This is a genomic window from uncultured Methylobacterium sp. (assembly GCF_964242245.1).
In the GTDB taxonomy this organism is placed as follows: domain Bacteria; phylum Pseudomonadota; class Alphaproteobacteria; order Rhizobiales; family Beijerinckiaceae; genus Methylobacterium.
In genome coordinates this window covers 1-24,267 of the sequence record NZ_CAXTBY010000004.1, presented here as the reverse complement: position 1 = coordinate 24,267, position 24,267 = coordinate 1, and the positions used below count along the sequence as shown (strand labels likewise).

The window sequence follows — 24,267 nt, the reverse complement described above, 5'->3', positions numbered from 1 at the left end:
GCCTCGGGCGCGCCCCGCGCGGCGCGTACCGTTCCGGAACGCTGGAGTGTCCTGATCCGCACCATGGCCCGCACCGTCGCCCCGAGACCGGAGGCGCGGTGCAAGGGTGGGGCCGGCGTTAACGGTTCGTCAACCTTTTCCTGAGCGCCCCGGGCCGCGCGGCTACTTCTTGGCCAGCGCCTCCAGGCGCTCCTGCATCGCCAGCATCTGGCGCTTGAGGTCGTCGAGGTCACTGGAGGCAGGTGCCGGAACCTGCGGGGCGGGGGCCGCCGGGCCGGGCACGCCGGGGGGCGTGAACCCGGTGAACATCTTCATGGCATCGCCGAAGAAGCCCATGTTGGCCCGCACCTGCTGCTCGATGGCGTTCTGGAACGTCGAGGGACCGAAGCTCTGCGAGAACTTCTCGCGCAGGCCGTCCTGGTCGCGGGCGAAGTTCGCCATCGAGAATTCGAGGAAGCTCGGCACCATCGTGCGCATGCTGTCGCCGTAGAAGCGGATCAGCTGGCGCAGGAACGCCACCGGCATGAGGTTGTCGGCCCCGGCCTTGTTCTCCTGCTCGAAGATGATCTGCGTCAGCACCGAACGGGTGATGTCGTCGCCCGAGCGCGCGTCGTAGACGACGAAGTCCTCGCCGCTCTGCACCATCGTCGAGAGGTCTTCGAGGGTGACGTAGGTCGAGGTTCCGGTGTGGTAGAGGCGCCTGTTCGCGTACTTCTTGATGACGGTCTGGTGTGCCTTGACGCTGTCCGCCATCTCTGCGGCCTCTCCCGATCGCGCGACGAGCGGGGGCATCCCCGTCGACAGGGGTCGTCCCCGCGTCCGGCAGGAACCTTAAGGCTTTCAGCCGACGACGAAAACAGCAATCTGACGCGTTGTCCCGCAGAATAATGCATCCTGGTGGCTCGCGTCGCGGTCTCGGCCCCGCCGCGGCGGCACGCCGGGCCATCCAGGCTCCTTGACTTCGCGCATCCTAAGCCTTTCATCCGAGGGCAACGGCCTCGGAGCGTGCGACCGCCAAGGCGCGCCGGCCGGCAGAGGAGACACGTCAGATGGCAGGCAGCGAAGACATCGTCATCGTCGGCGCGGCGCGCACGCCCGTCGGCTCGTTCGGCGGCGCGTTCAACGCGGTGCCCGCGCACGAACTCGGCAAGGTGGCGATCCAGGCCGCGCTCGCGCGCGCCGGCGTCTCGCCCGACGACGTCGACGAGGTGATCTTCGGGCAGGTGCTCACCGCCGGCGCCGGCCAGAACCCGGCCCGCCAAGCCGCGATCGCGGCCGGCATCCCGGAGAAGGCCACCGCCTGGGGCGTCAACCAGGTCTGCGGCTCAGGGCTCCGCACGGTGGCGCTGGGCATGCAGCAGATCGCCAACGGCGACGCGACCGTCATCGTGGCCGGCGGCCAGGAATCGATGTCGCTCAGCCCCCACGCGCAGTACCTGCGGGGCGGCCAGAAGATGGGCGACGTGAAGCTCGTCGACACGATGATCAAGGACGGGCTGTGGGACGCCTTCAACGGCTACCACATGGGCACCACCGCCGAGAACGTGGCCCAGGCCTTCCAGCTCACCCGCGAGCAGCAGGACCAGTTCGCGACGCGCTCGCAGAACAAGGCCGAGGCCGCCCGCAAGGAGGGCCGCTTCAAGGAGGAGATCGCCCCCGTCACCGTGTCCGGCCGCAAGGGCGACGTGGTCGTCGACACCGACGAGTATATTCGCGATGGCGCCACTGTCGAAGCCATGGCCAAGCTGAAGCCGGCCTTCTCCAAGGATGGCACCGTGACCGCGGCCAACGCCTCGGGCCTCAACGACGGCGCGGCGGCGATCGTACTGATGTCGGCGGCGGAAGCCGAGCGCCGGGGCCTGACGCCGCTCGCCACGATCAGGTCGTGGGCGACCGTGGGCGTCGACCCGAAGGTGATGGGCACGGGCCCGATTCCCGCCTCGCGAAAAGCCCTGGAGAAGGCCGGCTGGAAGCCCTCCGACCTCGACCTCATCGAGGCCAACGAGGCCTTCGCCGCCCAGGCGCTCGCGGTGAACAAGGACATGGGCTGGGACGATTCCAAGGTGAACGTCAACGGCGGCGCCATCGCCATCGGCCACCCGATCGGTGCGTCGGGCGCCCGCGTCCTGGTCACGCTGCTGCACGAGATGAAGCGGCGCGACGCCAAGAAGGGGCTGGCCACCCTCTGCATCGGCGGCGGCATGGGCGTGGCCATGTGCGTCGAGCGGGCGTGATCTTCGCATACAATCGATACAAGCTCCTCTAACGCCCATTCCTGCAATATACATCGAAGATGGCGAGACCATTTTCAATCAGCATGGCAGGGTTGCTTATGGCAGCAATGCTTGGGAGCTATTCAAGCAACTAAGGCTGGAAGATTTAGACAAAGATATTCCAGCTTTAATATATGTGTCAGCAACTGCGTCTCAGAACTTTGAGTGGGAAAATTTCTCGCCATAAAACAGTCTCCGTAGAGAAGCTGGATGGATATGAAGAAAGTCACTCGGGAAAGCGCAAAAAGCCACACCTGCGCAGCAAGCACGCCCTTGAGACAGACAGCAGCTTTGCTGTGTTTTGGGAAGTTGTGGATTTAAAACGCCTTGAGAAACCTGCAAATTTAATTGGCGTTCGCACACTTCGCACTGATGGTAAGCCGGACAGCAAACTCAACGAAGCTCCACGCGGACCCATACGCGTGTGGGCAATCGACGAAACAATAAGCAATAATTTCTAATCAGAAACGGAGGAAACCATGGCTCAGGAACGCGTCGCCCTCGTCACCGGCGGCACCCGCGGCATCGGCGCGGCGATCTCGAAGGGGCTCAAGGCCAAGGGCTACAAGGTGGCGGCCAATTACGGCGGCAACGACGAGGCCGCCCACGCCTTCAAGGCCGAGACCGGCATCCCCGTCTTCAAGTTCGACGTGGGCGACCTCGCGAGCTGCGAGGCCGGGATCAAGACGATCGAGGCTGAGCTCGGGCCGGTGGACATCCTGGTCAACAACGCCGGCATCACCCGCGACGGCGCGTTCCATAAGATGACCTTCGAGAAGTGGCAGCAGGTCATCCGCACCAACCTCGACTCGATGTTCACCTGCACGCGGCCCCTCATCGACGGGATGCGCGCCCGCGGCTTCGGGCGCATCATCATCATTTCGTCGATCAACGGCCAGAAGGGCCAAGCGGGCCAGACCAACTACTCGGCGGCGAAGGCCGGCGTGATCGGCTTCGCCAAGGCGCTGGCGCAGGAGAGCGCGGCCAAGGGCATCACCGTCAACGTGGTGGCGCCGGGCTACATCGCCACCGAGATGGTGATGGCGGTGGCCGAGGACATCCGCAACAAGATCATCGCGTCGATCCCGACCGGGCGGCTGGGCGAGGCCGACGAGATCGCCCGAGCGGTCGAGTACCTCGCCAGCGACGAGGCCGCCTTCGTCACCGGCTCGACGCTGACGATCAACGGCGGCCAGTACATCACCTGATCCGCGTTCGGAGCAGGACTCCGGGTCCCTGCTACCCGCTCCGCCCGGACGCCTTGACGAAATCCACGAACGCCCCGGCGGTGCCGGCATCAGCCGCCCGCTCGGGCAGTAACAGGCGCGGGCCGGAGAAGCGCGGCCACCACGCCTCCAGCACCGGCACGAGCCCGCCGGCCTCGAGGGCGGAGCGCAGGAACTCCTCTGAAGATCAGGCCCGAGGCCCGTCAGCGCCGCGTCCAGCTCGATCTGCGAGGCCACGAGCGGCCCCGTGGGCGCGACCCGCACCGTCTCGCCGCACTGGACGCGATCGCCGCCGACGTCGGCCCGACGGATCGCATGGACGAGCACTGACGGCTGCCGAACGGGCTGCGGCGCCCCGGTCGTGTCTCGGCCCGGAGGCGTGGCCGGGTTCGACCGACGCGCGGAGCCGCCATTCCGGACACGTCGCGAGGCGATCGATAGGCCCCCGCCAGCCCGCGACCGCATCGGGTGGCGGGATGTCACGCGGCGAGGCGGGCCTTGCTCACGTCGAGGAAGACGCCGAACATCACGCGGGCGACGTTGCCGGCATCGTCGCCCTGGCCGCGTGCCGAGACCCAGCGAGTCTCCTTGCCGTGCAGGATTCGGAAGTCGATCTCGTAGGCCCCCAGCACCGCTCGCGTCGCCTTGAACGCGATCCTCGCCCCGTCGACATCGGCCGGATGGATGCACGCGGACAGGTCGTCGAAGCTCACCGGCGCATCACTGGGGAGGCCCCACAAGCCGTGCGCGCGCTCGTCGAGGGCGATCTCATCGGTGTCGACGTTCCACGACCACAGGGCGACCCCGGCCGCATCGGTGGCGATGCGCAGGTGCTCGGCATCCCACACCGGGGCGCCCGATCCATCCCATGACACCGTCGATCACCCCTCGTCATCGAGCCTGAAACAATGGCCGGTGCTGCCCAAGGCCCTCACCCGGATTGATCGCAGGAGATCCAGATCCAGTCAGGGCGCCGACCCCCCGAGCACGTTCACCGGATGGATGACTCTACGTCTCATCGTGGAACGTCACGCCGAAATTTGTTGGTATGATCGCGATGAAAGCCGACGGCGCAGCAAGAAAGTTCGTATGACTTTAGTTTTCCTTGCGCGTTATCGACGAATAACATAAGTCAATTTCAGATTTTCAAAGCTTGTCGATGCGGAAGAGACGATGTCGAACCCGCTGATCCGCAAGCTCGACCATGCCGGCGGCCTCGACGAGGCGGACCATGCCGCACTCCACGCGGTCTCAGTCCTGACCCGGCAGGTCGAGGCGCATCGCGACCTCAGCCACGAGGGCGACCGGCCCGAGACCGTGCACCTCGTCCTGGACGGGCTGGCCTGCCGCTACAAGATCCTGCCCGGCGGCAAGCGCCAGATCCTGGGCCTTGCTGCTACCCGGCGACTTCTGCGACCTGCATATGGCGATCCTGGCTGAGCGTGACCACAGCATCGGCACGCTTGCCGCCTCCTGCATCGCGGAGATCCCACGCGAGACGATCATCGACCTGACAGCCAGACGGCCCAATCTCGCGCGCGCCTTTTGGTGGGCGACGCTGGTCGACGAGAGCATCCTGCGCGAGTGGCTGGCCAGCATGGGGCAGCGCGTTGCCGACAAGCGCGTGGCGCACCTGTTCTGCGAATTGCTGGTCCGCCTCCAGGCCGTGGGCTGCGCCACGGAGAACGGCTACGACCTGCCGATGACGCAGATCGATCTGGCGGATCTGTTCGGGTTCACGCCGGTGCATGCCAACCGGATGATGCAGGAGTTGCGCGGACAGAACCTGATCATCCTGAAGCGCGGCCACCTCGACATCCCCGACGTACCGAGACTGAAGGTCTTCTGCGGCTTCAGGCCGAACTACCTCCACTTGAATCCGCGGCGGCCCGACGCCTGAGGCACGGCCCTTCGTCCTTGGCCCCTTGGATCAGGGGCGCCTCACGAAACGCCCGTTCAACCCCCGCCCCCGCGCGGGCGCGCACCGTGCGTCGGACGTTTCGTGAGGCGCTCCAATACCAACGGCCCGAACGTTTGACCCTTCCTTCCGTTGTCCGTTGGCGATCGCGGAGGCGCGTCGCCGCTCGTGCGGCGGGTCGCCCTTGAGGCGTCAGCATCAAGGGCCGCCGGTGTAAGACAGCGGAGGCTCGACGGACCATTCGTCCTCCAGCCTCAGGCTGGCGCTGTAGACGGTGGCACCGCTCTCATCCCGTACCCGGACACTGAACGTGCGTCGACCGCCGCGCCCGATCCCGCACTTCGCCATGTCCGGGAGCGACGCGAGGGCCACGTCACGGGCGGCCTGCGCGTCAGCATAATCCTGTCCCTCCTCGTCATGGACGAGCAGGTCGCCGTCGTCGCTGTCGATGTGGAAGCGGACCATACCGGCCCTCCGCGGCAGAGTAGGTGGGAACGTGCGCGTCTCGCGGTCGCCACGTCTGCGACTGAGGATCGATCGACAGTGGGATGATCCAGCGGCAATCGCATTAACATGCGTTAACGCGTAATCCGACGCTCCAGCATCAGCATTACATGCATTAGTGCGGATGTACGGTCAGGAGGGCAAAATAATCATTTTATAATTTTGCTATATATCATGGTCAATAGTCTTTACTACTGACGATTAACATTTTTTAATTTCCCCAATCGATACGAACACATTTCTTTTACTCGGTCGAAAGCCGATCATGCCCATTACGCTCAAGCCTTACTGGGAGGGTACGCCTCACCGTCTCAGCCTCGCGCTGGCGCGTGAAGATATCGATGCGGTTGCGCATGATCTTCGGAAGCGCGCGCCTTGCGCGACCGCGAGGACATCGAACTGGCTGATGTGAGATCGCGCTACGGATCGTCGTTCCGCAGCCCGACTCACGTGCTGCCGATCTGGATGGATGGCGGTGAGCGACCGCGCCCTGATGCTCGATGCGCGAGGTCGGATCGTCCAAGGCGAGACCGTAGCTGCGGCCGGCGGCGACGAGGCGCTGGCTGTTCCAGCGCTCCGGCGCCGTCGACGCCGTTCCGGCTCGCGGCGATGACGTTCGCGGTCGGCGGCCTCGTCGGGTGCGCGGGATTGCCGGCGCGGGCGGGCGGCGCGCGGGGCACGTGGCCGGCGCGGTGCTCGGGCCGGCCGGCGTTGCGGCCCTGTTCCTCGCACGCGGCGATCTGCGCGTCCCGGACGGCGGCGTCGGGCGACCTCGGCGCATTCCCGGCGCCTTCGTCCGGGCGGGCTACGCGATGCTGTGATCTCCCGATCACGGAACGTGCCCCGACGCCCCGGGCGTTCGCTTCACGCGAGCCGGTCCCCGCCTCGCTCGGCGCTCCCGCGCGGCACCGGCCGCCAGTCCGGCGGGGCCATCTCGAAACCCGCGAAGCGGAAGGCCGGGGAGACCGTGCAGCCGACGAGCGTCCAGGCGCCGAGGCTCGTCGCCGTCTGCCAGTGGCCCTCCGGCACGACGAGCTGCGGACGCTGCCCGCGCAGGAGGTCCGGGCCGAGGTGGTGGGCGGCGGCGTCGTGGCCGTTCGGGCTCACGCTGAGCACGAGCGGCGCACCGGCGTGCCAGTGCCAGATCTCGGCGGCGTCGACCCGGTGCCACGCCGAGACCTCGCCCACGTCGAGCAGGTAGTAGATCGCGCTGCCGACGGACCGCCCGTCGACCTCGCGGGCATCGCGAAACGTCTCGCGGTAGTGGCCGCCCTCCGGGTGGGGCGCGAGCCCGAGCGCCGCGATCACCTGCGCGGCCGTCATGCCGTTGGCCATGGTCCGTCGTCCTTGCAAAGCAGCGCCGTTGCCCGTCGACCGTATCCCAGCCGGCGCCCGCCCGGATACGGTTCGCGCGCAGGACGGCAGAGATCCCCTGACACGGCGCGCTACTCGGCGATGGCGCCCTGCGGCACGCTGAAGCCGGGCGGAGCCTTGGGCACCTTCGGGGCGCTCGCCGCCCTGGCCCGCGGCCCCGCGCGGTCCTTGCGTGCGGCCGCCGGCGGCGCCTTCACCGCGGGCGGCTCCGCGCAGTCGCGGAACGCGAGGGTGGCGAGCGGCGCGCCGTCCTCGGCGACGATCGCGAGCGGATCGGGCAGCGCCGGCAGCGCCGCCTCCCAGCGGATCGCCGTGCCGAGCTGCGCCTCCAGGGCGGCGGGCGCGGCGCCGCGGCGCAACGCCGTGAGGTCCGGCCCGTAGGCGGTGGCGAGCTTGCCGGCGATCGTCACCTGGAGCACCTGCGTCACCTCCGGCGTCAGCGGCCGCAGGGGGTTTTCGAGGCTCGCCCGGCCGAGGCGCGTGACGAACACCTCGAAGTCCCGTTCCCCCGCGTAGCGGGCGGCGCGCGTGCCGCAGGGCTGCGCAGGGACGAGCGCGGCCGGCGTCGGCGACTCCTGCGCCCGCGCGGGGCCGAGGAGCAGGCTGAAGGCTGCGGCCAGGAATGCCGCGCGGGACGGGCGGACCGGGCTCAACGCGTGCCGCCCTCAGCCGGATCGAACCGTTCGAGGCGCTTGAGGTCTTCGGGATGATCGCGTCCGGCGTCGACCGGATCGAGGTCGGAGACCGCGGCCGACCGGTCGATCGGGCTGGCCGGCGGCGCGACGGAGGCGAGCACCATCCGCTCGTCCACCTCGTCGAGGTCGCTGTCCATGCGAAGCGGCGCGCGCCGGCCGCGCGCGGTCAGCGCGAGGGCGACGAGGCCGGCCGCCGCGCAGGCCGTGACGGCTGCCAGGATCAGGACGGTTTCCATGCCCTGCAGCGTTACCCCATGGCGGACGCGCGTGCACCCTCGATCGCGGCGCAAGCCCGGGCCGCACGGAATGGTCCTTGCGTCGTCGGCCCGTCCCGTGACCCCGACACCGGACGGCGGGAGATGCGGGTTCGCCCGCGCCCAACCGCGCACCCTCCTTCCGGAGCCCGAGCGAGCGATGCGAACGGACGAGACCCGCGATCCGGAGGAGCTCGAGGCGCACCTCGTCGGGCTGATCGAGGCCTCGCGCGAGCAGGCGAGCGAGGACCCGTTCCGCAACCCCGTGCTGGCGGTGACGCTGGCCATCACCCGCCGCTTCGACCGGGGCGAGATCACCGAGGGCGACCTCGACGCCCTGTTCGTGCGCCTGCGGGCGCAGGCGCTGGCCGAGCGGGCCGCGCGGCTGCGCGACTACGTCGGGATCGCCGAGGCCGCGGACCCCGGAGCCGCGATGCCGGCCCGCCTCGTCGCGGCGGTGCCCGACCGGCCCGGCGCCTTCGAGGGTTTTCGCGACGGGATGGCGCGGACGGCCTTCGCCGTGGTGTTCACCGCGCACCCGACCTTCGGCATGCCGCGGGCGGTCGCCGCGCTGATCGCCGAGGCCGCCAGCCTCGGGGACGCGCAGGCGCGCACCCCGCTGATCGCGAAGGCCGCCGCGCTCTCGACGCGGCCCGACGCGCCGATCACGCTGGACGGCGAGTTCGAGCAGGCCTGCGTGGCGGCCAACCACGGGCGCGAGGCGGTCGATGCCTTCAACGGCGCGCTGCTCGATGCGGCCCGCGCCCGCTGGCCCGACCGCTGGACCGAGCTGGTGCCGCGCCCCTTCGCCATCGCGAGCTGGGTCGGCTGCGACACCGACGGGCGCACCGACATCGGCTGGTGGGACACGCTCCGCTACCGCCTCGAATCCAAGCGGATGCAGCTCGACCGGGTGATGCGCCACCTCCCCGCCATCCCCGCCACCGGCGTGGTGCGGGGCCTCGCCGAGGGGGCGCTTGCCGCGGTCAACCGCCAGCTCGCGGTGGCGCCGCGGCTCGGCACCAAGCCCTCGCTGGAGGCGGTGCACCGCTTCGCGCTCGCGCTGATCATCGAGCGCGAGCGGGCGCAGAGCGATTCCGGCGCGCTGATGGCGGGGCTGGCCGGTGCCGTCACCGCCGCCGAGGCGGAGGCCGACCAGCGCACCATCGCGGTGCTGCGCGCCGGCATCGCGACGCACGGGCTGTCGAACGCGCTGCCGCACTTCCGGCTCAACGCCAGCCAGATCCACAACGCCGTGCGCCGCGTCATCGACCTGGAGGGCGAGCCGACGGACGCGGCGCAGCGCCGCTCGCACCTCTCGGCGATCCACACGCTCCTGAACGACGTGCAGCCGGTCGCCGTCGATTTCGGGGCGCTGGCCGCCGAGCGGGCGTCCGCCGCGCGGCTGATGATGACGATCGCGCAGATCCTCAAGCACGTCGACGGCACGCACCCGGTGCGCTTCCTCATCGCCGAGACCGAGACCGGCTACACCCTGCTCGCCGCCCTCTGGCTGGCGCGCCATTACGGCATCGCCGACAAGCTCGAGATCACGCCGCTGTTCGAGACGGCGAGCGCGCTGGAGCAGGGCATCCGGGTGCTGGACGACGCGCTGCGCAACCCCCACTGGCGGCGCCACCTCCAGCGCATCGGCCGGCTCACCGTGCAGTTCGGCTACTCGGATTCCGGGCGCTACGTCGGCCAGCTCGCCGCGACCTTCTGGATCGAGCGGCTGCGCCTGCGCATCACCGAGATGCTGGTCGGGAACGGGCTGGAGGCGGTCGAGCTCGCGATCTTCGACACCCACGGCGAGTCGATCGGGCGCGGCGCCCACCCGACCTCGCTGCGCGACCGCCTCGCCTACCTCGCCCCCGAGGACGCGCGCGCGCGCAACCGCACGGCCGGGATCAAGGTCCGGCTCGAATCGAGCTTCCAGGGGACGGACGGCTACCTGCTGTTCGGCTCTCGGGCGTTGGCGGAGGCCGGCATCGCGCGGATTGCCGAGCACGTCTACGCGCTCGACGTCGCCGAGGACGACGCCTTCCCCGGCTACGCCCTGACCGAGGCGGCCGAGGGCGCGGACGCGGCCGACGACCCGGTCTACGCCGAGACCGACTTCGCCCTCGAATTCTTCACCGTGGTCCGCCAGGACATGGAGACGCTGGTCGACGACCCGGGCTACGCGGCCCTGCTCGGCACCTTCGGCCCGGGGCTGATCGACCGCACCGGCTCGCGGCCCGTGGTGCGGCAATCGGATGCCGGGGGGCCGGCGCTGATCACCCACCCGCGCCAGATACGGGCGATCCCCAACAACGCGATCCTGCACCAGCTCGGCTACCTCGCCAACTCGCTGCACGGCCTCGGCCGGGCGGCGGGCCGCGCTCCGGACCTGTTTGCCGACATGCGCCGCGATTCGGTGCGCTTCTCCCGCGCCTTCCGGCTGGTGCAGCACGCGGCCTCGGTGGGCGACCTCGACGTGCTGCGCGCCTACATCGACACCCTCGACCCGGCCGTCTGGCTGGAGCGCGCCCGCCGCACCCGGAAGGACGGGCGGCGCGACGAGCTCATCGTCATCGCAGGCGCCCTCGACCGCCTCGACCTCGCGCCGAACCTGCGCCGCCTGTTCGGGCGGCTCACCACCGACTGGCTCAGCCTCCAGAGCGCGGCGCCCGACCTGAAGAAGATGTCGGTGCGCCTCACCCTGCTGCACGCGATCCGCCTCGCCCTGGTCCACCGGATCTGGTTCACGGCGGTGCACATCCCCGGCTTCCGGCCCCAGGCCGGGATCAGCCGCGAGCAGTTGCTCGAGCGCTTCCTGCGGCTCGACATCGACGGCTGCCTGACGCTGCTGGACGAGATCTTCCCCGTCACCCCCGACCCGACGCTCGGCCTCAACTTCGGCGAGCCGGCGGGCCCGCGCGACGTCGGCACCTACGAGGCCGAGCACACCGGCCTGTTCCAGCCGATCCGCCGGATGTTCGCCCAGGTGCGCGAGATCTCGGGGATGATCCAGCACGAGGTCGGGGCGTTCGGGTGAGGGCGACCGATCGATACCGTCTCGCATCGTCATTCCGGGGCGCCGTAAGGCGAGCCGGAGGCGTGCAATCAGAGCAATCGCTTGAACGCGTTTGCCCTGGTTTTTCTCCTGCCTCAGCCGCCGGCACCCGCTTTCGCGGGCTCAGGCTTTCGCTTCGCTCGATACTTTCCAGGACGTTCTTCCTGGAAAGCCCGCTCCGCGGGGCACTCTTCGCACCCCGAAGCCGCAACGGAGGCTTCGAGCGATTGCCTTGGGCGTGCAATCCAGAGCCGTCGACAGTGCAGGTCGAACACCACCTGCGGTTCTGGATTCCGGGCTCTGCTACGCAGCCCCGGAATGACGAGGCGGGCGATGTAAATTGGAGCCTCAACCGGTCCACCCCACCAACGTCGCATAAAGGTCGGACCACTCGGGATTGAAACCTTCGATCAGTCGGACCTTCCAGTCGCGGCGCCATTTCTTCAGCACCTTCTCGCGATCGATGGCCTCGACGATCCGCTCGTAGGTCTCGTACCAGACCAATCGATCGACGCCGTAGGTCGCGGCAAATCCGGGGTTCTGCTTCGTCTTGTGCTCGTACACGCGTCGCGCGAGATCGTTCGTGACGCCGATGTAGAGGGTGCCGTGCCGCCGACTGGCGAGCATGTAGACGGCATAGGGCAAGAGCGCCTCCCGTTCTCCGCCGTCGCCCCCAGCCCCACTCCGTCATTCCGGGTCGCCGTAAGGCGAGCCCGGAATCCAGAGCCGCTGACAGTGCAGGTCGAACACCACTGCGACCCTGGACTCCGGGCTCTGCTACCCAGCCCCGGGATGACGGATTGAAGCGGCGATCGATGCGGCCGCATCGGGGAACGGAGTCCTGAGCAGCCTCACACCCCCGCCACCCGCAGCACCGTCCCGTCCATCCCCGTGACCCGCACCCGCGCGCCGGCGGGGAGATCCGGGCCGGTGACGCGCCAGAGGGTGTCGTCGAAGCGGATGCGGCCGGCGCCGTCGCGGATCGGCTCGGGCAGCACGCCCTCGCGCCCGATCAGGCCGCGGTCGGCGCGGTTGAGCACGGCGACGTGGCGGCGGTCGAGGCGGCTCGCCAGCACCACGGCGGCGACCGAGAGGGCGGCAAACAGCAGGGCCTGGGCCTGCCACGCCACAGGCGTCGCCACGGCGGCGAGGCCAGTCAGCACGGCGGCGATCCCGAGCCAGATCAGGAAGATGCCGGGCGCGGCAAGCTCCAGCCCCATCAGCACCAGCCCGGACAGGACCCAGATCCAGACCGGCCCTAGCGCGGCGGCAGCCTCCGTCGCGCTCACGGCCGCGGCGTGCCGGCGGCGGGCGGCAGCCCCGAGCCCTTGCGCGCGGCGCCCGCGGTCTCGCCGAAGACGGCCTTCGTGATCTCGGCGATGCCCCCGAGCGTGCCGGCGAGCGCGGCCGCCTCGATCGGCACCACCACCACCCGCTGGTTCGGCGCGGTGGCGATGGCGCGCACCGCCTCGACGTACTTCTCCGCCACCAGGAAGTTGGCGGCCGCGATGTCGCCCTTGGCGATCGCCTCGCTGACCATGCCGGTCGCCTTCGCCTCGGCTTCGGCCGAGCGCTCGCGCGCCTCGGCGTCGCGGAACGCCGCCTCCTTGCGCCCTTCCGCCTCCAGGATCGCCGACTGCTTGCGCCCTTCGGCGCGCAGGATGTCGGCCTGCCGGTGGCCTTCGGCCTCCAGCACGGCTGCGCGCTTCTCGCGCTCGGCCTTCATCTGCCGGGCCATGGCGCCGGCGAGATCGGCCGGCGGCACGATGTCCTTGATCTCGATGCGGGTCATCTTCACGCCCCACGGGGCGGCTGCGGCGTCCATCACCCGCAGCAGGCGCTCGTTGATCTCGTCCCGGTGGGAGAGCAACTGGTCGAGGTCCATCGAGCCGACCACCGTGCGGATGTTGGTCATCGTCAGCGTGCGGGTCGCGACGTCGAGGTTGGAGATCTCGTAGGACGCGCGGGCCGCGTCGAGCACCTGGTAGAACACCACCGCGTCGATGGTGACTCCGGCGTTGTCGCGGGTGAAGGCCTCCTGGCTCGCCACCTCGATCACCTGCTCCATCACGTTGACCCGCCGGCCGATCCGCTCGACGAACGGCGTGATCAGCCCGAGCCCGGATTCGAGGGTGCGGGCGTAGCGCCCGAAGCGCTCGACGGTGAAGACGTAGCCCTGCGGCACGATGTTGATGCCGGACGCCAGCGTCGCCACCACGAGGAGCGCCGCCACGACCGCGAAGACGCTCAGGCCCACCGAGAGGTCCATGCCGGAACTCCTGTCGCCGCGTTTCGGCGACCGCATCCCACTATGAGGCGCAGGCGCGCCCGATCCGCAAGCCCGGACGGCCGGCGGAGCGGCCGGTCAGGGCTCCTACGGCGATCAATGCTTCGATCCGCAAGCGGTGCTCCTCTCGGAAGTCCGGTCGAACGAAGCACGGATCGCCGTGGGGACCCTCAGCGCTTCCAGACGCCGATGCGCTCGGTGCGGGCGTGGTCCTCGGCGGCCACGAGTTCGGGGGAGGCCTCCGGCGAGGCGCGGCCGCCGCCGTTGAACAGCACCACCTCGGAGAGGTCGCGGCCCTCGACGGAGCACGAGACATTGTCGCTGCCGGGAACCGGCGCGCAGGCGACCGGCCGGCCGGCGAGGTACTTGGCGAGTTCGTCCGCTTGGCCGCCCCGCACCCACTCGACGCCGAACAGGTGCAGCACCTTGCCGGCGACCCGCACGGTGGCGGTGTCGATCACCTCGGCTTGCCCGCGGATCTCGTTGGGCGAGGGCGGCGGGGGCGGCTCGCCGAAGTCGGTCGTGTCGGCGGTTTCCGGCGGCGGGGTCGCGGTGTCGACCGGCGCGGACTTCGGGATCGTATTGGGCGCGGGCGGGGCGGCGTCGGGTACTGTGGGGCCGGCCGACATGCGCTCGGCGACGACGAGGCCGGCCCCAAGGACGGCCAGCAGCGCGGCGGCGGTGCCGCCCGCGAGCCAGCGGCGATGCTGGCGCACCGATTCGCCCTCGCCCTGCCAAGCCCCGCCCACGGCTGCGAGCCGGCCGAGGGTCCTGCGCGCGGCCGCGCCGGCCCTCGCCGCCCCCGCGCTCCAGGCCGGCGCCCCGGTGCCGGCCCGACGCGCGGCGAGCCGGGCCCCGAGCGCGGTGCGCAGACCCGAGACGCGCCCGGCGGCGGATTCGGCGAGCGCCCGGCCCTGGACCGTGGAGCGCTCGGCCAGCGCCCGGGCGAGTTCGGACTGCGTCTCGACGAAGCGCGCGGTGGCGGCCCGCATCTCGATGGCGCCCGCCATCAGCGGCGATTCCTTCTCCACCTCCTCGGGTGCGGGGCTCACGGCGACGACCGGCGCCGGCGGCATGAACAGGGCTGGATGCTTCGCCTGGAGCCCGTCGACGAACTCGGGCAGCGTCAGGGGTGCGTCCGATCCCTCGCGCAGGCGCGGCGCGCCGTGACGATCGACGATGCGGTAGCCGGGCGCCGCCTCGGAGGTCTCGACGGCGGCCTCGGCCATCAGCAACAGGGTGCGCAGCGCCACCGGCTTGGGGTCGCGGCGCTCGATCTCGGCCCGGATCTGCGTCCGCAGGTTGGCGCGCCCGACCCCGTCGAGGACGGCGCGCGCCGTGCCGGTCTCCGCGCCTTCCGCCGCCGCTATGTCCGTGACCGCCATCGGGCCGGTCTAGCCGCTGACGCGCGGTCCCGCCAGCGCGCCGACCGTCGCGCCACGGCGCAGGACGCGGCTCGATTCGGAGACGATCACCGGCCGGCCGCCGGAGAAGTTCACCTCCAGCACCAGCTCGGCGACGCCCCGCGAGAGCGCGCCGCGGGCCGGGTTGCCGGCGCGGAAATCGACGATCGTGCGCACGACGCAGGTCTCGATCGCGGCGTTGCAGGCGGTCCGGCTCGCGCGCGGCGCGTAGCGCCGCTCCGGCCAGCGCTGGGCGAAGCGGCGCTTCTCGGCGATGAGCGCCGGCAGCGTCATCATCCGCCCGTGGAAGCGCAGGCGCGCCCCGTAGAAGCGCGGCGCGTCCGCCACCATCGCCCCGTTCGGCGCGGAGAAGACGGCGAGGTAGTCGCTGGCGAGAGCCTGGGCGCGCCCGGCCCATCCCGGGAAGCGCGGATCGGCGGCGCCCTCGCGCGCGGCTCGGGGCACGATCGGCGGCGCGAACGGCGTGGACCCCGCCGGCGGCGCATCGGCGAGGCGCCGGGCGGCGCGGCGGCGCATCCGCGGCCGCTCGGCGCGCCGGCTCGGACCGCTCATCGCGCCGCCATCGGCCTGCGCCTCCGGCACCGAGGGCTTGGCCACGGCAGCCTGCGTCGGAACCGGCGCGGGCGGAACGGCCGGCGCCTGGGGCGACGCGGCGGCCGGCGCGGGCGTCGTGGGCGCGACCTTGGCGGGCGGATCGACCCAGCCCGGTCCCGACTGCGCCGCGGCGTCCGCGAGCGGCAGGATCAGGCCGAGGGCGAGCGCGGCGCGGCGCAGCGGGCCGGGCGTGGGCTGGGAGCGCATGGAGATCACCGGATGGCGGCCGAGCGGGGACGGGATCGTCCGCGCTCGTCCCCCTACGACGCGGGTCGATGCGTGACGCGGCCCGCCCCGAGGCGGCGGGACGGGCGAGGCGTCGCCGAACGTCCGTGCGGGCCGGTTCGGATCACCGGTCCGCGCGGGTTCGGCCGTTGCATCGACGGGCAAAGTCATGCCACGGAAGCCGATTTCCCGGCAAGTTCCGCGGCGCGTTCTCCGGCAAGATTGCGCGCGGTTCCGAGGCTCGATCACGGGCGGCGACGCGCCTTGCGCCTAGGCCGATCCCGGGCGCCGACGGTCGACCGGGGGGTTGTGGTCGCCGTGATTGCAAGCCAAGGTCGGCCGGCCCCGGTCTGCCTTGCTCAGGTTGCGTCGGCGGTGCTCGCCCAGCGATCTGGGGAATCGCGATGCCGGACCTCCGCCAGCGCTTCCGTGCCGGGCGGTACGAACGGGAAGGGCACCGAACCCTGTCGCGTCCGACGCCCATCCGCCCGCTGGAGGGCCATTCGCGACCGCCGGAGGTTTGCCGATGAGCGTCGAAGACTTGCCGACGCCCGGGGCGAGCCGGCGCCGGGCGCTCCTAATCCGCAACCCGCGGGCCCGCAACGGCGCGGTCGCGATCGAGGCCGTGCGCGGGGCCCTGCGGGACGGCGGCATCGAGCCCGTCGAGCCGCCGCCGGAGCGCGACTGCCGGGCCGTGATCGCCCGCCACGCGGGCGCCGTCGACCTCGTCATCCTGGGCGGCGGCGACGGCACCCTCAACGCGGCGGCGCCCGCCCTGGTGGAGACCGGCCTGCCGCTGGGCATCCTGCCGCTCGGCACCGCCAACGACCTCGCCCGCTCCCTCGGGCTGCCCCTCGATCCGCTGGCCGCCGCCCGCCTGATCACGATCGCCGAGCCGCAGCCGGTGGATCTCGGCTGGGTCAACGGGCACTACTTCTTCAACGTGGCGAGCATCGGCTTCTCGGCCGATCTGGCCGGCGACCTCACCGCCGCGTCGAAGCGGACGTGGGGCACGCTGGGCTACGGCATCGCCGCCTGCCGGTTGCTGCGGCGCGTGCGCCCGTTCACCGTCACGATCGCGCATGACGGGCGCACCGAGCGCGTCACCACCATCCAGGCCTCGGTGGGCAACGGGCGCCACTACGGCGGCGGCATGACGGTGGAGGAGACCGCCACCGTCGACGACGGCAAGCTCAATTTCTACAGCCTGGAGGTCAAGCACTGGTGGCGCCTGCTCGCCCTGCTGCCGGCGCTCCGCCGGGGCACGCACGGGCGGGCTGCGGACGTGCGCGCCTTCCAGACCACCGAGGTCGTGCTGACGACGCGGAAGCCCCGGCCGGTCAACACCGACGGCGAGCTCACCACCCACACGCCGGCCCACTTCAAGGTGTTCCCGGGGATCGTGCGGGTGTTCGCCCCCGGCGCCGCGAGCCGGCCGGGGGCGCCCGGGAACCGCTTCTTCCCCCTTTGAGCGACGCAGCGCATGGCCCTCGGGAGGCGCATGGGCGGACGTGCCCGTCCGCCGGACTACGGGGTGGAGAAGTGGTAGTCGAGCGCCACGCGGGCCACGTCGACGGCCGTCCTCCGGGCGATGTCGTAGGTGAAGCGCCCGCCGCCGAAGACGGACGGCGCGCCGGTCGAGCGCACCCGACCGAGATCGACGTGCAGGTACGATCGGTCAGGACGCCTCGCGGCGCCACCGGCGGGCGCGCGGATTATCGCAAGACATAGGTCGGAGCCTGCGATATCGGCAATCGCGATCGTGGGCGGCCGGGTATCGGCGTGGGCACGGCAGGGAGTTTAGAACGGCGTGGACAGCATTCTCCGGCTCGCATCCGACCCGACGGTCTGGGTGGCGCTTGCCACCCTGATCGTGATGGAGGTGGTGCTCGGCATCGACAACCTGATTTTCATCTCGATCCTGACGAACAAGCTGCCGCCCGAGCATCGGACGAAGGCCCGCCGCATCGGCATCGGGCTGGCGCTGATCCTGCGGCTCGGCCTCTTGGGCACCGTCGCCTTCATCGTGCACCTGACCGAGCCGGTCTTCTCGGTGTTCGGCCGGGGCGTCTCCTGGCGCGACGTGATCCTGATCGGCGGCGGCCTGTTCCTGCTGTGGAAGGCCACCAAGGAAATCCACGAGAGCGTCGACCCCACGCCCTCGGCGACCGGCTCGGGCGCCTCCTTGAGCTTTGCCGCCGCGATCAGCCAGATCCTCGCCCTCGACCTCGTGTTCTCGATCGACTCGATCATCACCGCCGTCGGCATGACCGAGCACGTGCCGGTGATGATGATCGCCGTCGTGGCGGCGGTGGTGGTGATGCTGGTGGCCGCCGAGCCGCTCTCGGCCTTCATCGCGAAGAACCCGACGGTGGTGATGCTGGCGCTGGGCTTCCTCATCATGATCGGCATGACGCTGATCGCCGAAGGGTTCGGGGCGCACGTGCCGAAGGGCTACATCTACACGGCGATGGCGTTCTCCGCCGGCGTGGAGGGGCTGAACATGCTGGCGCGGCTGCGCAGGCGAGGTGTCAGAACAAGGGGCTGACAGCCGCGCGGCCCGCGCGCTCCCTCCCCCTCTGCGGGAGAGGGAACACGCGCGTGCTTGCCAACCGCCGATCACACGCTCGGAAAGACATCCGTGCGGTTCCTTTCCGTCCCACGTTCACCGATCGGCGCCGAGGACATCACCCATGCGCAGCGCCACCCTCGCTGCGGCGATCCTGCTGAGCATCGGCGCGGCCCGTGCCGATGAGGTCGCCCCGGCGGTTCTGCACGACCTCGCCCCCACCGGAACCCTGCGCGCCGCGATCAACCTCGGCAACCCGGTGCTCGCGCGCCGGGGCGCGGACGGCGCGGCGGAGGGGGTGTCCGTCGACCTCGCGCGGGCGTTGGGGGAAAAACTCGGCGTGCCCGTCGCCCTGGCGACCTACGACGGCGCCGGTTCCGTCTCGGGGACGGCGGGCGCGAACGCCTGGGACGTCTGCTTCCTCGCGACCGACCCGAAGCGCGCCGAGGGCATCGCCTTCACCGCGCCCTACGTCACGATCGCGGGAAGCTACCTCGTTCCGGTCGGCTCGGCGCTCAAGGACATCGCGTCGGTCGACCGGCCCGGCATCCGCGTCGCGGTGGGGCGCGGCAGCGCCTACGACCTGTACCTGTCGCGGGCGCTCCGTCACGCCACCCTGGTGCGGGCACCGACCTCGGCGGCGGCCGTGGCGCTGTTTGCCGACGAGACATTGGAGGTCGCGGCCGGCGTCGAGCAGCCGCTCGCGGCCTACGCGGCCGACCACCCGGAGGTGCGGCTGCTGCCGGGGCACTTCATGGCGATCGAGCAGGCGATGGGTCTGCCGGCGGGCAGGCCGGCGGGGGCGGCGTACCTTGCCCGCTTCGTCGCGGAGATGAAGACCGCGGGCTTCGTCGCACGAGCCCTGCGCGCGCACGGCCAGGACGCCGCCCTGGCGAGGCCCTGAGAGGCCCCGCTTCGAGACTCAGGTGTTCATCGAGTCGAAGAAGTCGCCGTTGCTCTTGGTCTGGCGCAGCTTGTCCATCAGGAACTCGATCGCGTCGGTGACGCCCATCGGGTTGAGGATGCGGCGCAGCACGTAGGTCTTCTTGAGGGCGTCGGCCGGGACCAGCAGCTCCTCCTTGCGGGTGCCCGAGCGCGTGATGTCGATGGCCGGGAAGATGCGCTTGTCCGAGACCTTGCGGTCGAGGATGATCTCGGAGTTGCCGGTGCCCTTGAACTCCTCGAAGATCACCTCGTCCATGCGCGAGCCGGTGTCGATCAGCGCGGTGGCGATGATCGAGAGCGAGCCGCCCTCCTCGATGTTGCGGGCCGCGCCGAAGAAGCGCTTGGGCCGCTGCAAGGCGTTCGCATCGACGCCGCCGGTCAGCACCTTGCCGGACGAGGGCACCACCGTGTTGTAGGCACGGCCCAATCGGGTGATCGAGTCCAACAAAATGACCACGTCGCGGCCGTGCTCGACCAAGCGCTTGGCCTTCTCGATCACCATCTCGGCGACCTGAACGTGGCGGGTGGCCGGCTCGTCGAAGGTCGAGGCGATGACCTCGCCCTTCACCGAGCGGATCATGTCGGTGACCTCTTCCGGGCGCTCGTCGATGAGCAGCACGATGAGGTAGCACTCGGGGTGGTTGATGGTGATCGACTGCGCGATGTTCTGCATCAGCACGGTTTTGCCGGTGCGCGGCGGCGCCACGATCAGCGCGCGCTGGCCCTTGCCGATCGGCGCGACGATGTCGATGATGCGGGGTGAGAAATCCTTCTTGGGCGGGTTGTCCAGTTCGAGCTTGAACCGCCGGGTCGGGAACAGCGGCGTCAGGTTGTCGAAGTGGACCTTGTGCTTGATCTTCTCCGGGTTCTCGAAGTTGATCGTGTTGACCTTCAGGAGCGCGAAGTAGCGCTCGCCGTCCTTCGGCCCCCGGATCGGACCCTCGACCGTATCGCCGGTGCGCAGGCCGAAGCGGCGGATCTGCGTGGGCGAGATGTAGATGTCGTCGGGGCCGGGCAGGTAGTTCGATTCCGACGAGCGCAGGAAGCCGAAGCCGTCCTGCAGCACCTCCACGGTGCCGGCGCCGATGATCTCGACCTCCTTGGCCGCGAGCTGCTTCAGGATCGAGAACATCAACTCCTGCTTGCGCATGGTCGAGGCGTTCTCGACCTCGACCTCCTCGGCGAACGCGATCAGGTCGGTCGGCGTCTTGGACTTGAGGTCCTGGAGCTTGACCTCGCGCATCGCGTCGAGGTCGCCGGCCGCGAGCGCGCCCTCTGTCGCCAAGTCGGCGCTCGGCATGTCCGCGAGGGCGGAGTCATCGGATTGGTCAGTCATGGGGTGTCTTGAACCGACGTGAGACGAAGGTTGAGGCGGGGGGAAGTGGGCCGAGCGGTGTCGGAGGTGCCGGAACGTCTGGCCGCGGGGAATGCGGCGGACCCGTGCATCGTCTCGAAGGAGCCCAGGGGGCTCACGGATGCAGCGGCGGCGCTTTAACGAAGACACTGCACCCATACCGCGTTTTCGGGGCCGGCTCAAGGGGTGGGTTTCATGCGACGGGGCAATCGCTTCGGTTTAACGGGGTTGGGCGTTACGCCGACCCCCGCAACGATCGCCACTCGCGTGTGGACCCGGTTCACGGTTGATGCTCGCGTCCCTTCGGCGGAGGGCAAGCCTTGCGCGATCCGGCAGGTCCCACGCGAAGCGCCAAGCCATCGGACCCGCATCACTCGGTGGGGGCCAGGTCGCAGATGCGGACCTGCGCCCGCTCGGCGCCGCGCCAGCGATCGCGGGCCAGCGTTCCGGCAACGTGGAACTCGCGGCCGATGCCGGTCAGGATCGCTTGCCCGAGGGGGCCTTGCGCGCTCCGGAAGCTGATCGCGCCGACGGCCTGCCCGTCGCGGCTGCGCAGCCGCGCGCGGACGTGGCCATGGCCGACGATGGCCGCGTCGACGATGCGGTGACGGGGCAGGGCGAAGACCGGCTCCGGCGCACCCTGTCCGAACGGGCCGGCGCGCTGGAGCAGGCGGACGGTCTCGGCGGTGGCGCCCCCGGCGCTGACGGTGCCGTCGAGGAGCAGCGCCTCGACGGCGCGCGCCTGCGCCACCGCCTCCGCGAGGCCGTCCGCGACGTGAGCGGCAAAGTGCGTGAGGTCGGTACCGGAGAGGGTCACGCCCGCGGCCATGGCGTGGCCGCCGCCCCTGAGGGCAAGGCCCGCCGCGACGGCGCCGCGCACGGCATCGCCCAAGTCCGCGCCGGGGATCGAGCGGCCGGAACCTGTCGCCGTGCCGTCGGGCCTGAGCGCGAAGGCGAAGGCCGGGCGGCCGAATCGCTCCTTCAGGCGCGCCGCGATCAGCCCGACGATGCCGGGATGCCACGCGGCGCTGCCGACGACGAGCACCGGGCGGTCCGGATCGAGGCTCAGGGCGTGGTCCATGCCGGCCTCGGCCTCCGCCACGGCCTGGGCCTCGATCGCCTGACGCTCGCGGTTGAGCCGGTCGAGCTCGGCGGCGATGCGGGCGGCGGCGGCCGGATCGTCGGTGGTCAGCAGGCGCGCGCCCAGACCCGCGTCGCCGATGCGGCCGCCCGCGTTGATGCGGGGCCCGACGAGGTAGCCGAGGTGCCACGCCTCCGGCGGCCCGTCGAGGGATGCGGCATCCAGGAGCGCGGCGAGGCCGTGGCGCCCGCGGGCACGCATCACGGTGAGCCCCTGCACGACGAAGGCGCGGTTGAGGCCGGTCAGCGGCACCACGTCGGCGACGGTGGCCAGCGCCACGAGGTCGAGAGCGTCGGTGAGGACGGGCTCGGGACGCGACCCGAAGAATCCTTCCGCACGCAGCGTGCGCGCGAGCGCGACCAGCGTCAGGAAGACCACCCCCGCGGCGCAGAGGTGGCCGAGGCCGGAGAGGTCGTCGAGGCGGTTCGGGTTCACGAGGGCGCGCACCGGCGGCAGGATCTCGGAGGCGCCGTGGTGATCGAGCACGATCACGTCGAGCCCGATTTTTTCGGCTTCTTCCAGCGGGCCGTGGCCGGACGTGCCGCAATCGACGCAGACCAGCAGGGTCGCCCCTTCCCCGGCGAGCGCCGTGACGGCGGCGACGTTCGGGCCGTAGCCTTCCGTGATCCGGTCGGGGATGTGGATGCGGGTCGGCACGCCGAGCGCCCGCAGGTAGCCGGCCAGCAGCGCCGCGCTCGCCGCACCGTCCACGTCGTAGTCGCCGAACACCGCCACGCTCTCGCCCCGGCGCACGGCCCGCGCGAGGCGCTTGGCCGCCACCTCCATGTCGAGGAGGCAGGCGGGGTCCGGCATCAGGTCGCGCAGGCGGGGCTTGAGGTAGGCCGCCGACTGGTCCGGCCGCACGCCGCGGCCGGCAAGAACCCGGGCCAGCAGTTCGGGCAGGCCGTGGGCCTGAACCATGGTGGCGGCGTAGGCCTGCGCTGCGGACTCGGCGCAGCGCTCGCGCCACGGCCGCCCGAGGATCGAACGCTCGACGTCGAGGAAGGCGCGGGACGGGAGGGCGAGGGTGGACACAAGCGCCATGATAGCCGGATCGCGCGACCGGCGCTGCCGCCCGGAAACGACAGCGGGGCGGGCATCGCTGCCCGCCCCGCACGTTCCCCCGTGAAGGCTTGGTCAGAGGTTCTTGAGCACCTGATCGACGACCTTCTTGGCGTCGCCGAACAGCATCATCGTGTTGTCGCGGAAGAACACCTCGTTCTCGACGCCCGCGTAACCGGAGCCCATGCCGCGCTTGATGAAGATCACGGTCTTGGCCCGCTCGACGTCGAGGATCGGCATGCCGTAGATCGGCGAGGCCTTGTCGGTCTTGGCGGCCGGGTTGGTCACGTCGTTGGCGCCGATCACGAAGGCCACGTCCGCCTGCGGGAACTCGCCGTTGATGTCCTCCAGCTCGAACACCTCGTCGTAGGGGACGTTGGCCTCGGCCAAGAGCACGTTCATGTGCCCCGGCATGCGGCCGGCGACGGGATGGATGGCGTACTTCACGTCGACGCCCTCCTTCTTCAGCACGTCGGCCATCTCGCGCAGCGCGTGCTGGGCCTGCGCCACCGCCATGCCGTAGCCCGGCACGATGATGACCCGCTCGGCGTTCTTCATGATGTAGGCGGCGTCGTCCGCCGAGCCCTGCTTGACGGGCCGCGTTTCGACAGCCCCGCCCGCCCCGGACGCGGCGGCATCGCCGCCGAAGCCGCCCAGGATCACCGAGATGAACGAGCGGTTCATCGCGTGACACATGATGTAGGACAGGATCGCGCCCGACGAGCCGACCAGCGCGCCGGTGATGATGAGCGCGAGGTTGCCCAGCGTGAAGCCGATGCCGGCCGCGGCCCAACCCGAGTACGAGTTCAGCATCGAGACGACGACGGGCATGTCGGCGCCGCCGATCGGGATGATGAGCAGGCCGCCGAGCGCGAAGGACAGGAGCACCACGAGCCAGAACACCACCTTGCTCTCGGTGCCGATGAACACCGCGAGCAGCGCCACCAGCGCGATGGCGAGCGCGATGTTGATGGCGTGGCGCTGCGGCAGCATGATCGGCTTGCCCGACATCCGCCCGTCGAGCTTGGCGAAGGCGATGACCGAGCCGGTGAAGGTGATGGCGCCGATGGCGGCACCGAGCGCCATCTCGAACAGCGACTCCTTGTGGATGTGGCCGTTCTCGAGGATGCCGACCGCCTGCGGCGCGTAGAGCGTGGCCGCCGCGCCCGCGACCGCGGCGAGGCCGACGAGCGAGTGGAAGGCCGCCACGAGCTGCGGCATCGCCGTCATCGGCACGCGCTTGGCGATCACCGCACCCGCGCCGCCGCCGATGGCGAGCCCGAGGAAGACGAGGAGCCAGGCGGCCGCCCCGGCCGGCGGATGGCCGACCAGGGTGGTGAGCACGGCGAGCCCCATGCCGATCATGC

Annotated in this window: 23 protein-coding genes; 9 read left to right on the top strand and 14 right to left on the bottom strand. The window is 70.7% G+C overall.

Annotated features, from left to right (window positions below):
• Positions 1-162 precede the first annotated feature (162 nt).
• Positions 163-753, bottom strand: coding sequence for a polyhydroxyalkanoate synthesis repressor PhaR (gene phaR / locus ACFE8Y_RS01825; protein ID WP_375462679.1), 591 nt, complete (start codon positions 751-753; stop codon positions 163-165).
• A 296-nt stretch (positions 754-1,049) separates the two neighbouring features.
• Between phaR and ACFE8Y_RS01820 the strand changes: the two genes are divergently transcribed.
• Entirely contained in the window at positions 1,050-2,234 is a 1,185-nt protein-coding gene (locus tag ACFE8Y_RS01820; RefSeq protein ID WP_375462678.1) for an acetyl-CoA C-acetyltransferase, read from the top strand.
• A gap of 518 nt (positions 2,235-2,752) precedes the next feature.
• A complete protein-coding gene (gene phbB / locus ACFE8Y_RS01815; RefSeq protein WP_375462677.1) occupies positions 2,753-3,481 on the top strand; it encodes an acetoacetyl-CoA reductase in 729 nt (242 codons plus the stop codon).
• 497 nt (positions 3,482-3,978) lie between these two features.
• Here the strand turns inward: phbB and ACFE8Y_RS01810 are convergent, their stop codons facing one another.
• Positions 3,979-4,374, bottom strand: coding sequence for a PAS domain-containing protein (locus ACFE8Y_RS01810; RefSeq protein WP_375462676.1), 396 nt, complete (start codon positions 4,372-4,374; stop codon positions 3,979-3,981).
• Between the two features lie 298 nt (positions 4,375-4,672).
• Here ACFE8Y_RS01810 and ACFE8Y_RS01805 point away from each other — a divergent pair, with 298 nt between their 5' ends.
• Entirely contained in the window at positions 4,673-4,939 is a 267-nt protein-coding gene (locus tag ACFE8Y_RS01805; protein ID WP_375462675.1) for a hypothetical protein, read from the top strand.
• Complete coding sequence (locus ACFE8Y_RS01800; RefSeq protein WP_375462674.1) at positions 4,923-5,399, top strand: Crp/Fnr family transcriptional regulator; 477 nt, start codon at positions 4,923-4,925, stop codon at positions 5,397-5,399. Before ACFE8Y_RS01805 ends, ACFE8Y_RS01800 begins: the two co-directional genes overlap by 17 nt.
• 216 nt (positions 5,400-5,615) lie before the next feature.
• Here the strand turns inward: ACFE8Y_RS01800 and ACFE8Y_RS01795 are convergent, their stop codons facing one another.
• Positions 5,616-5,882, bottom strand: a complete 267-nt coding sequence (locus ACFE8Y_RS01795; protein WP_375462673.1) for a DUF6894 family protein — start codon at positions 5,880-5,882, stop codon at positions 5,616-5,618.
• 677 nt (positions 5,883-6,559) lie between these two features.
• Here ACFE8Y_RS01795 and ACFE8Y_RS01790 point away from each other — a divergent pair.
• On the top strand, positions 6,560-6,742 hold the full coding sequence (locus ACFE8Y_RS01790; RefSeq protein ID WP_375462672.1) for a hypothetical protein: 183 nt from the start codon (positions 6,560-6,562) through the stop codon (positions 6,740-6,742).
• Between the two features lie 43 nt (positions 6,743-6,785).
• Here the strand turns inward: ACFE8Y_RS01790 and ACFE8Y_RS01785 are convergent, their stop codons facing one another.
• From ACFE8Y_RS01785 to ACFE8Y_RS01775, 3 genes are all read right to left on the bottom strand, one after another.
• The gene (locus ACFE8Y_RS01785) at positions 6,786-7,256 is read right to left on the bottom strand and encodes a cupin domain-containing protein (RefSeq protein ID WP_375462671.1); all 471 of its coding nucleotides are present in this window, start codon (positions 7,254-7,256) and stop codon (positions 6,786-6,788) included.
• Positions 7,257-7,366: 110 nt separating this feature from the next.
• Positions 7,367-7,948: a hypothetical protein gene (locus ACFE8Y_RS01780; protein WP_375462670.1), complete on the bottom strand. Its 582-nt coding sequence runs from the start codon at positions 7,946-7,948 to the stop codon at positions 7,367-7,369.
• Positions 7,945-8,226: a hypothetical protein gene (locus ACFE8Y_RS01775; RefSeq protein WP_375462669.1), complete on the bottom strand. Its 282-nt coding sequence runs from the start codon at positions 8,224-8,226 to the stop codon at positions 7,945-7,947. Before ACFE8Y_RS01775 ends, ACFE8Y_RS01780 begins: the two co-directional genes overlap by 4 nt.
• 178 nt (positions 8,227-8,404) lie before the next feature.
• On the opposite strand from ACFE8Y_RS01775, the gene ACFE8Y_RS01770 reads away from it, so the two are divergent.
• Positions 8,405-11,281, top strand: coding sequence for a phosphoenolpyruvate carboxylase (locus ACFE8Y_RS01770; RefSeq protein ID WP_375462668.1), 2,877 nt, complete (start codon positions 8,405-8,407; stop codon positions 11,279-11,281).
• A gap of 366 nt (positions 11,282-11,647) precedes the next feature.
• On the opposite strand, the gene ACFE8Y_RS01765 is transcribed toward ACFE8Y_RS01770, so the two are convergent.
• The 5 genes from ACFE8Y_RS01765 to ACFE8Y_RS01745 all read right to left on the bottom strand — a co-directional run bounded on the left by ACFE8Y_RS01765 (position 11,648) and on the right by ACFE8Y_RS01745 (position 15,811).
• On the bottom strand, positions 11,648-11,944 hold the full coding sequence (locus ACFE8Y_RS01765; protein WP_375462667.1) for a GIY-YIG nuclease family protein: 297 nt from the start codon (positions 11,942-11,944) through the stop codon (positions 11,648-11,650).
• A 206-nt stretch (positions 11,945-12,150) separates the two neighbouring features.
• Entirely contained in the window at positions 12,151-12,588 is a 438-nt protein-coding gene (locus ACFE8Y_RS01760) for an NfeD family protein (RefSeq protein WP_375462666.1), read from the bottom strand.
• Positions 12,585-13,568, bottom strand: a complete 984-nt coding sequence (locus ACFE8Y_RS01755) for an SPFH domain-containing protein (RefSeq protein WP_375462665.1) — start codon at positions 13,566-13,568, stop codon at positions 12,585-12,587. The genes ACFE8Y_RS01760 and ACFE8Y_RS01755 overlap by 4 nt, the downstream gene beginning before the upstream one ends.
• Positions 13,569-13,756: 188 nt before the next feature.
• Positions 13,757-14,971: a nuclease gene (locus ACFE8Y_RS01750; RefSeq protein ID WP_375462664.1), complete on the bottom strand. Its 1,215-nt coding sequence runs from the start codon at positions 14,969-14,971 to the stop codon at positions 13,757-13,759.
• 9 nt (positions 14,972-14,980) lie between these two features.
• A complete protein-coding gene (locus tag ACFE8Y_RS01745) occupies positions 14,981-15,811 on the bottom strand; it encodes a hypothetical protein (protein WP_375462663.1) in 831 nt (276 codons plus the stop codon).
• Positions 15,812-16,355: 544 nt separating this feature from the next.
• Here ACFE8Y_RS01745 and ACFE8Y_RS01740 point away from each other — a divergent pair.
• The 3 genes from ACFE8Y_RS01740 (at position 16,356) to ACFE8Y_RS01730 (ending at position 19,302) form a co-directional block, all read left to right on the top strand.
• Positions 16,356-17,300, top strand: coding sequence for a lipid kinase (locus ACFE8Y_RS01740; protein WP_375462662.1), 945 nt, complete (start codon positions 16,356-16,358; stop codon positions 17,298-17,300).
• Between the two features lie 339 nt (positions 17,301-17,639).
• Positions 17,640-18,377, top strand: coding sequence for a TerC family protein (locus tag ACFE8Y_RS01735; RefSeq protein ID WP_375462661.1), 738 nt, complete (start codon positions 17,640-17,642; stop codon positions 18,375-18,377).
• A 145-nt stretch (positions 18,378-18,522) separates the two neighbouring features.
• Positions 18,523-19,302: a transporter substrate-binding domain-containing protein gene (locus ACFE8Y_RS01730; RefSeq protein WP_375462660.1), complete on the top strand. Its 780-nt coding sequence runs from the start codon at positions 18,523-18,525 to the stop codon at positions 19,300-19,302.
• 18 nt (positions 19,303-19,320) lie between these two features.
• Here the strand turns inward: ACFE8Y_RS01730 and rho are convergent, their stop codons facing one another.
• The 3 genes from rho to ACFE8Y_RS01715 all read right to left on the bottom strand — a co-directional run.
• Complete coding sequence (gene rho / locus ACFE8Y_RS01725) at positions 19,321-20,679, bottom strand: transcription termination factor Rho (protein ID WP_375462659.1); 1,359 nt, start codon at positions 20,677-20,679, stop codon at positions 19,321-19,323.
• A gap of 388 nt (positions 20,680-21,067) precedes the next feature.
• Positions 21,068-22,882 (bottom strand): single-stranded-DNA-specific exonuclease RecJ, encoded by a 1,815-nt coding sequence (recJ, locus tag ACFE8Y_RS01720; RefSeq protein WP_375462658.1) that lies wholly within the window; start codon positions 22,880-22,882, stop codon positions 21,068-21,070.
• A gap of 93 nt (positions 22,883-22,975) precedes the next feature.
• The coding region (locus tag ACFE8Y_RS01715) for an NAD(P)(+) transhydrogenase (Re/Si-specific) subunit beta (protein ID WP_375462657.1) at positions 22,976-24,267 on the bottom strand (1,292 nt) is incomplete at its 5' end.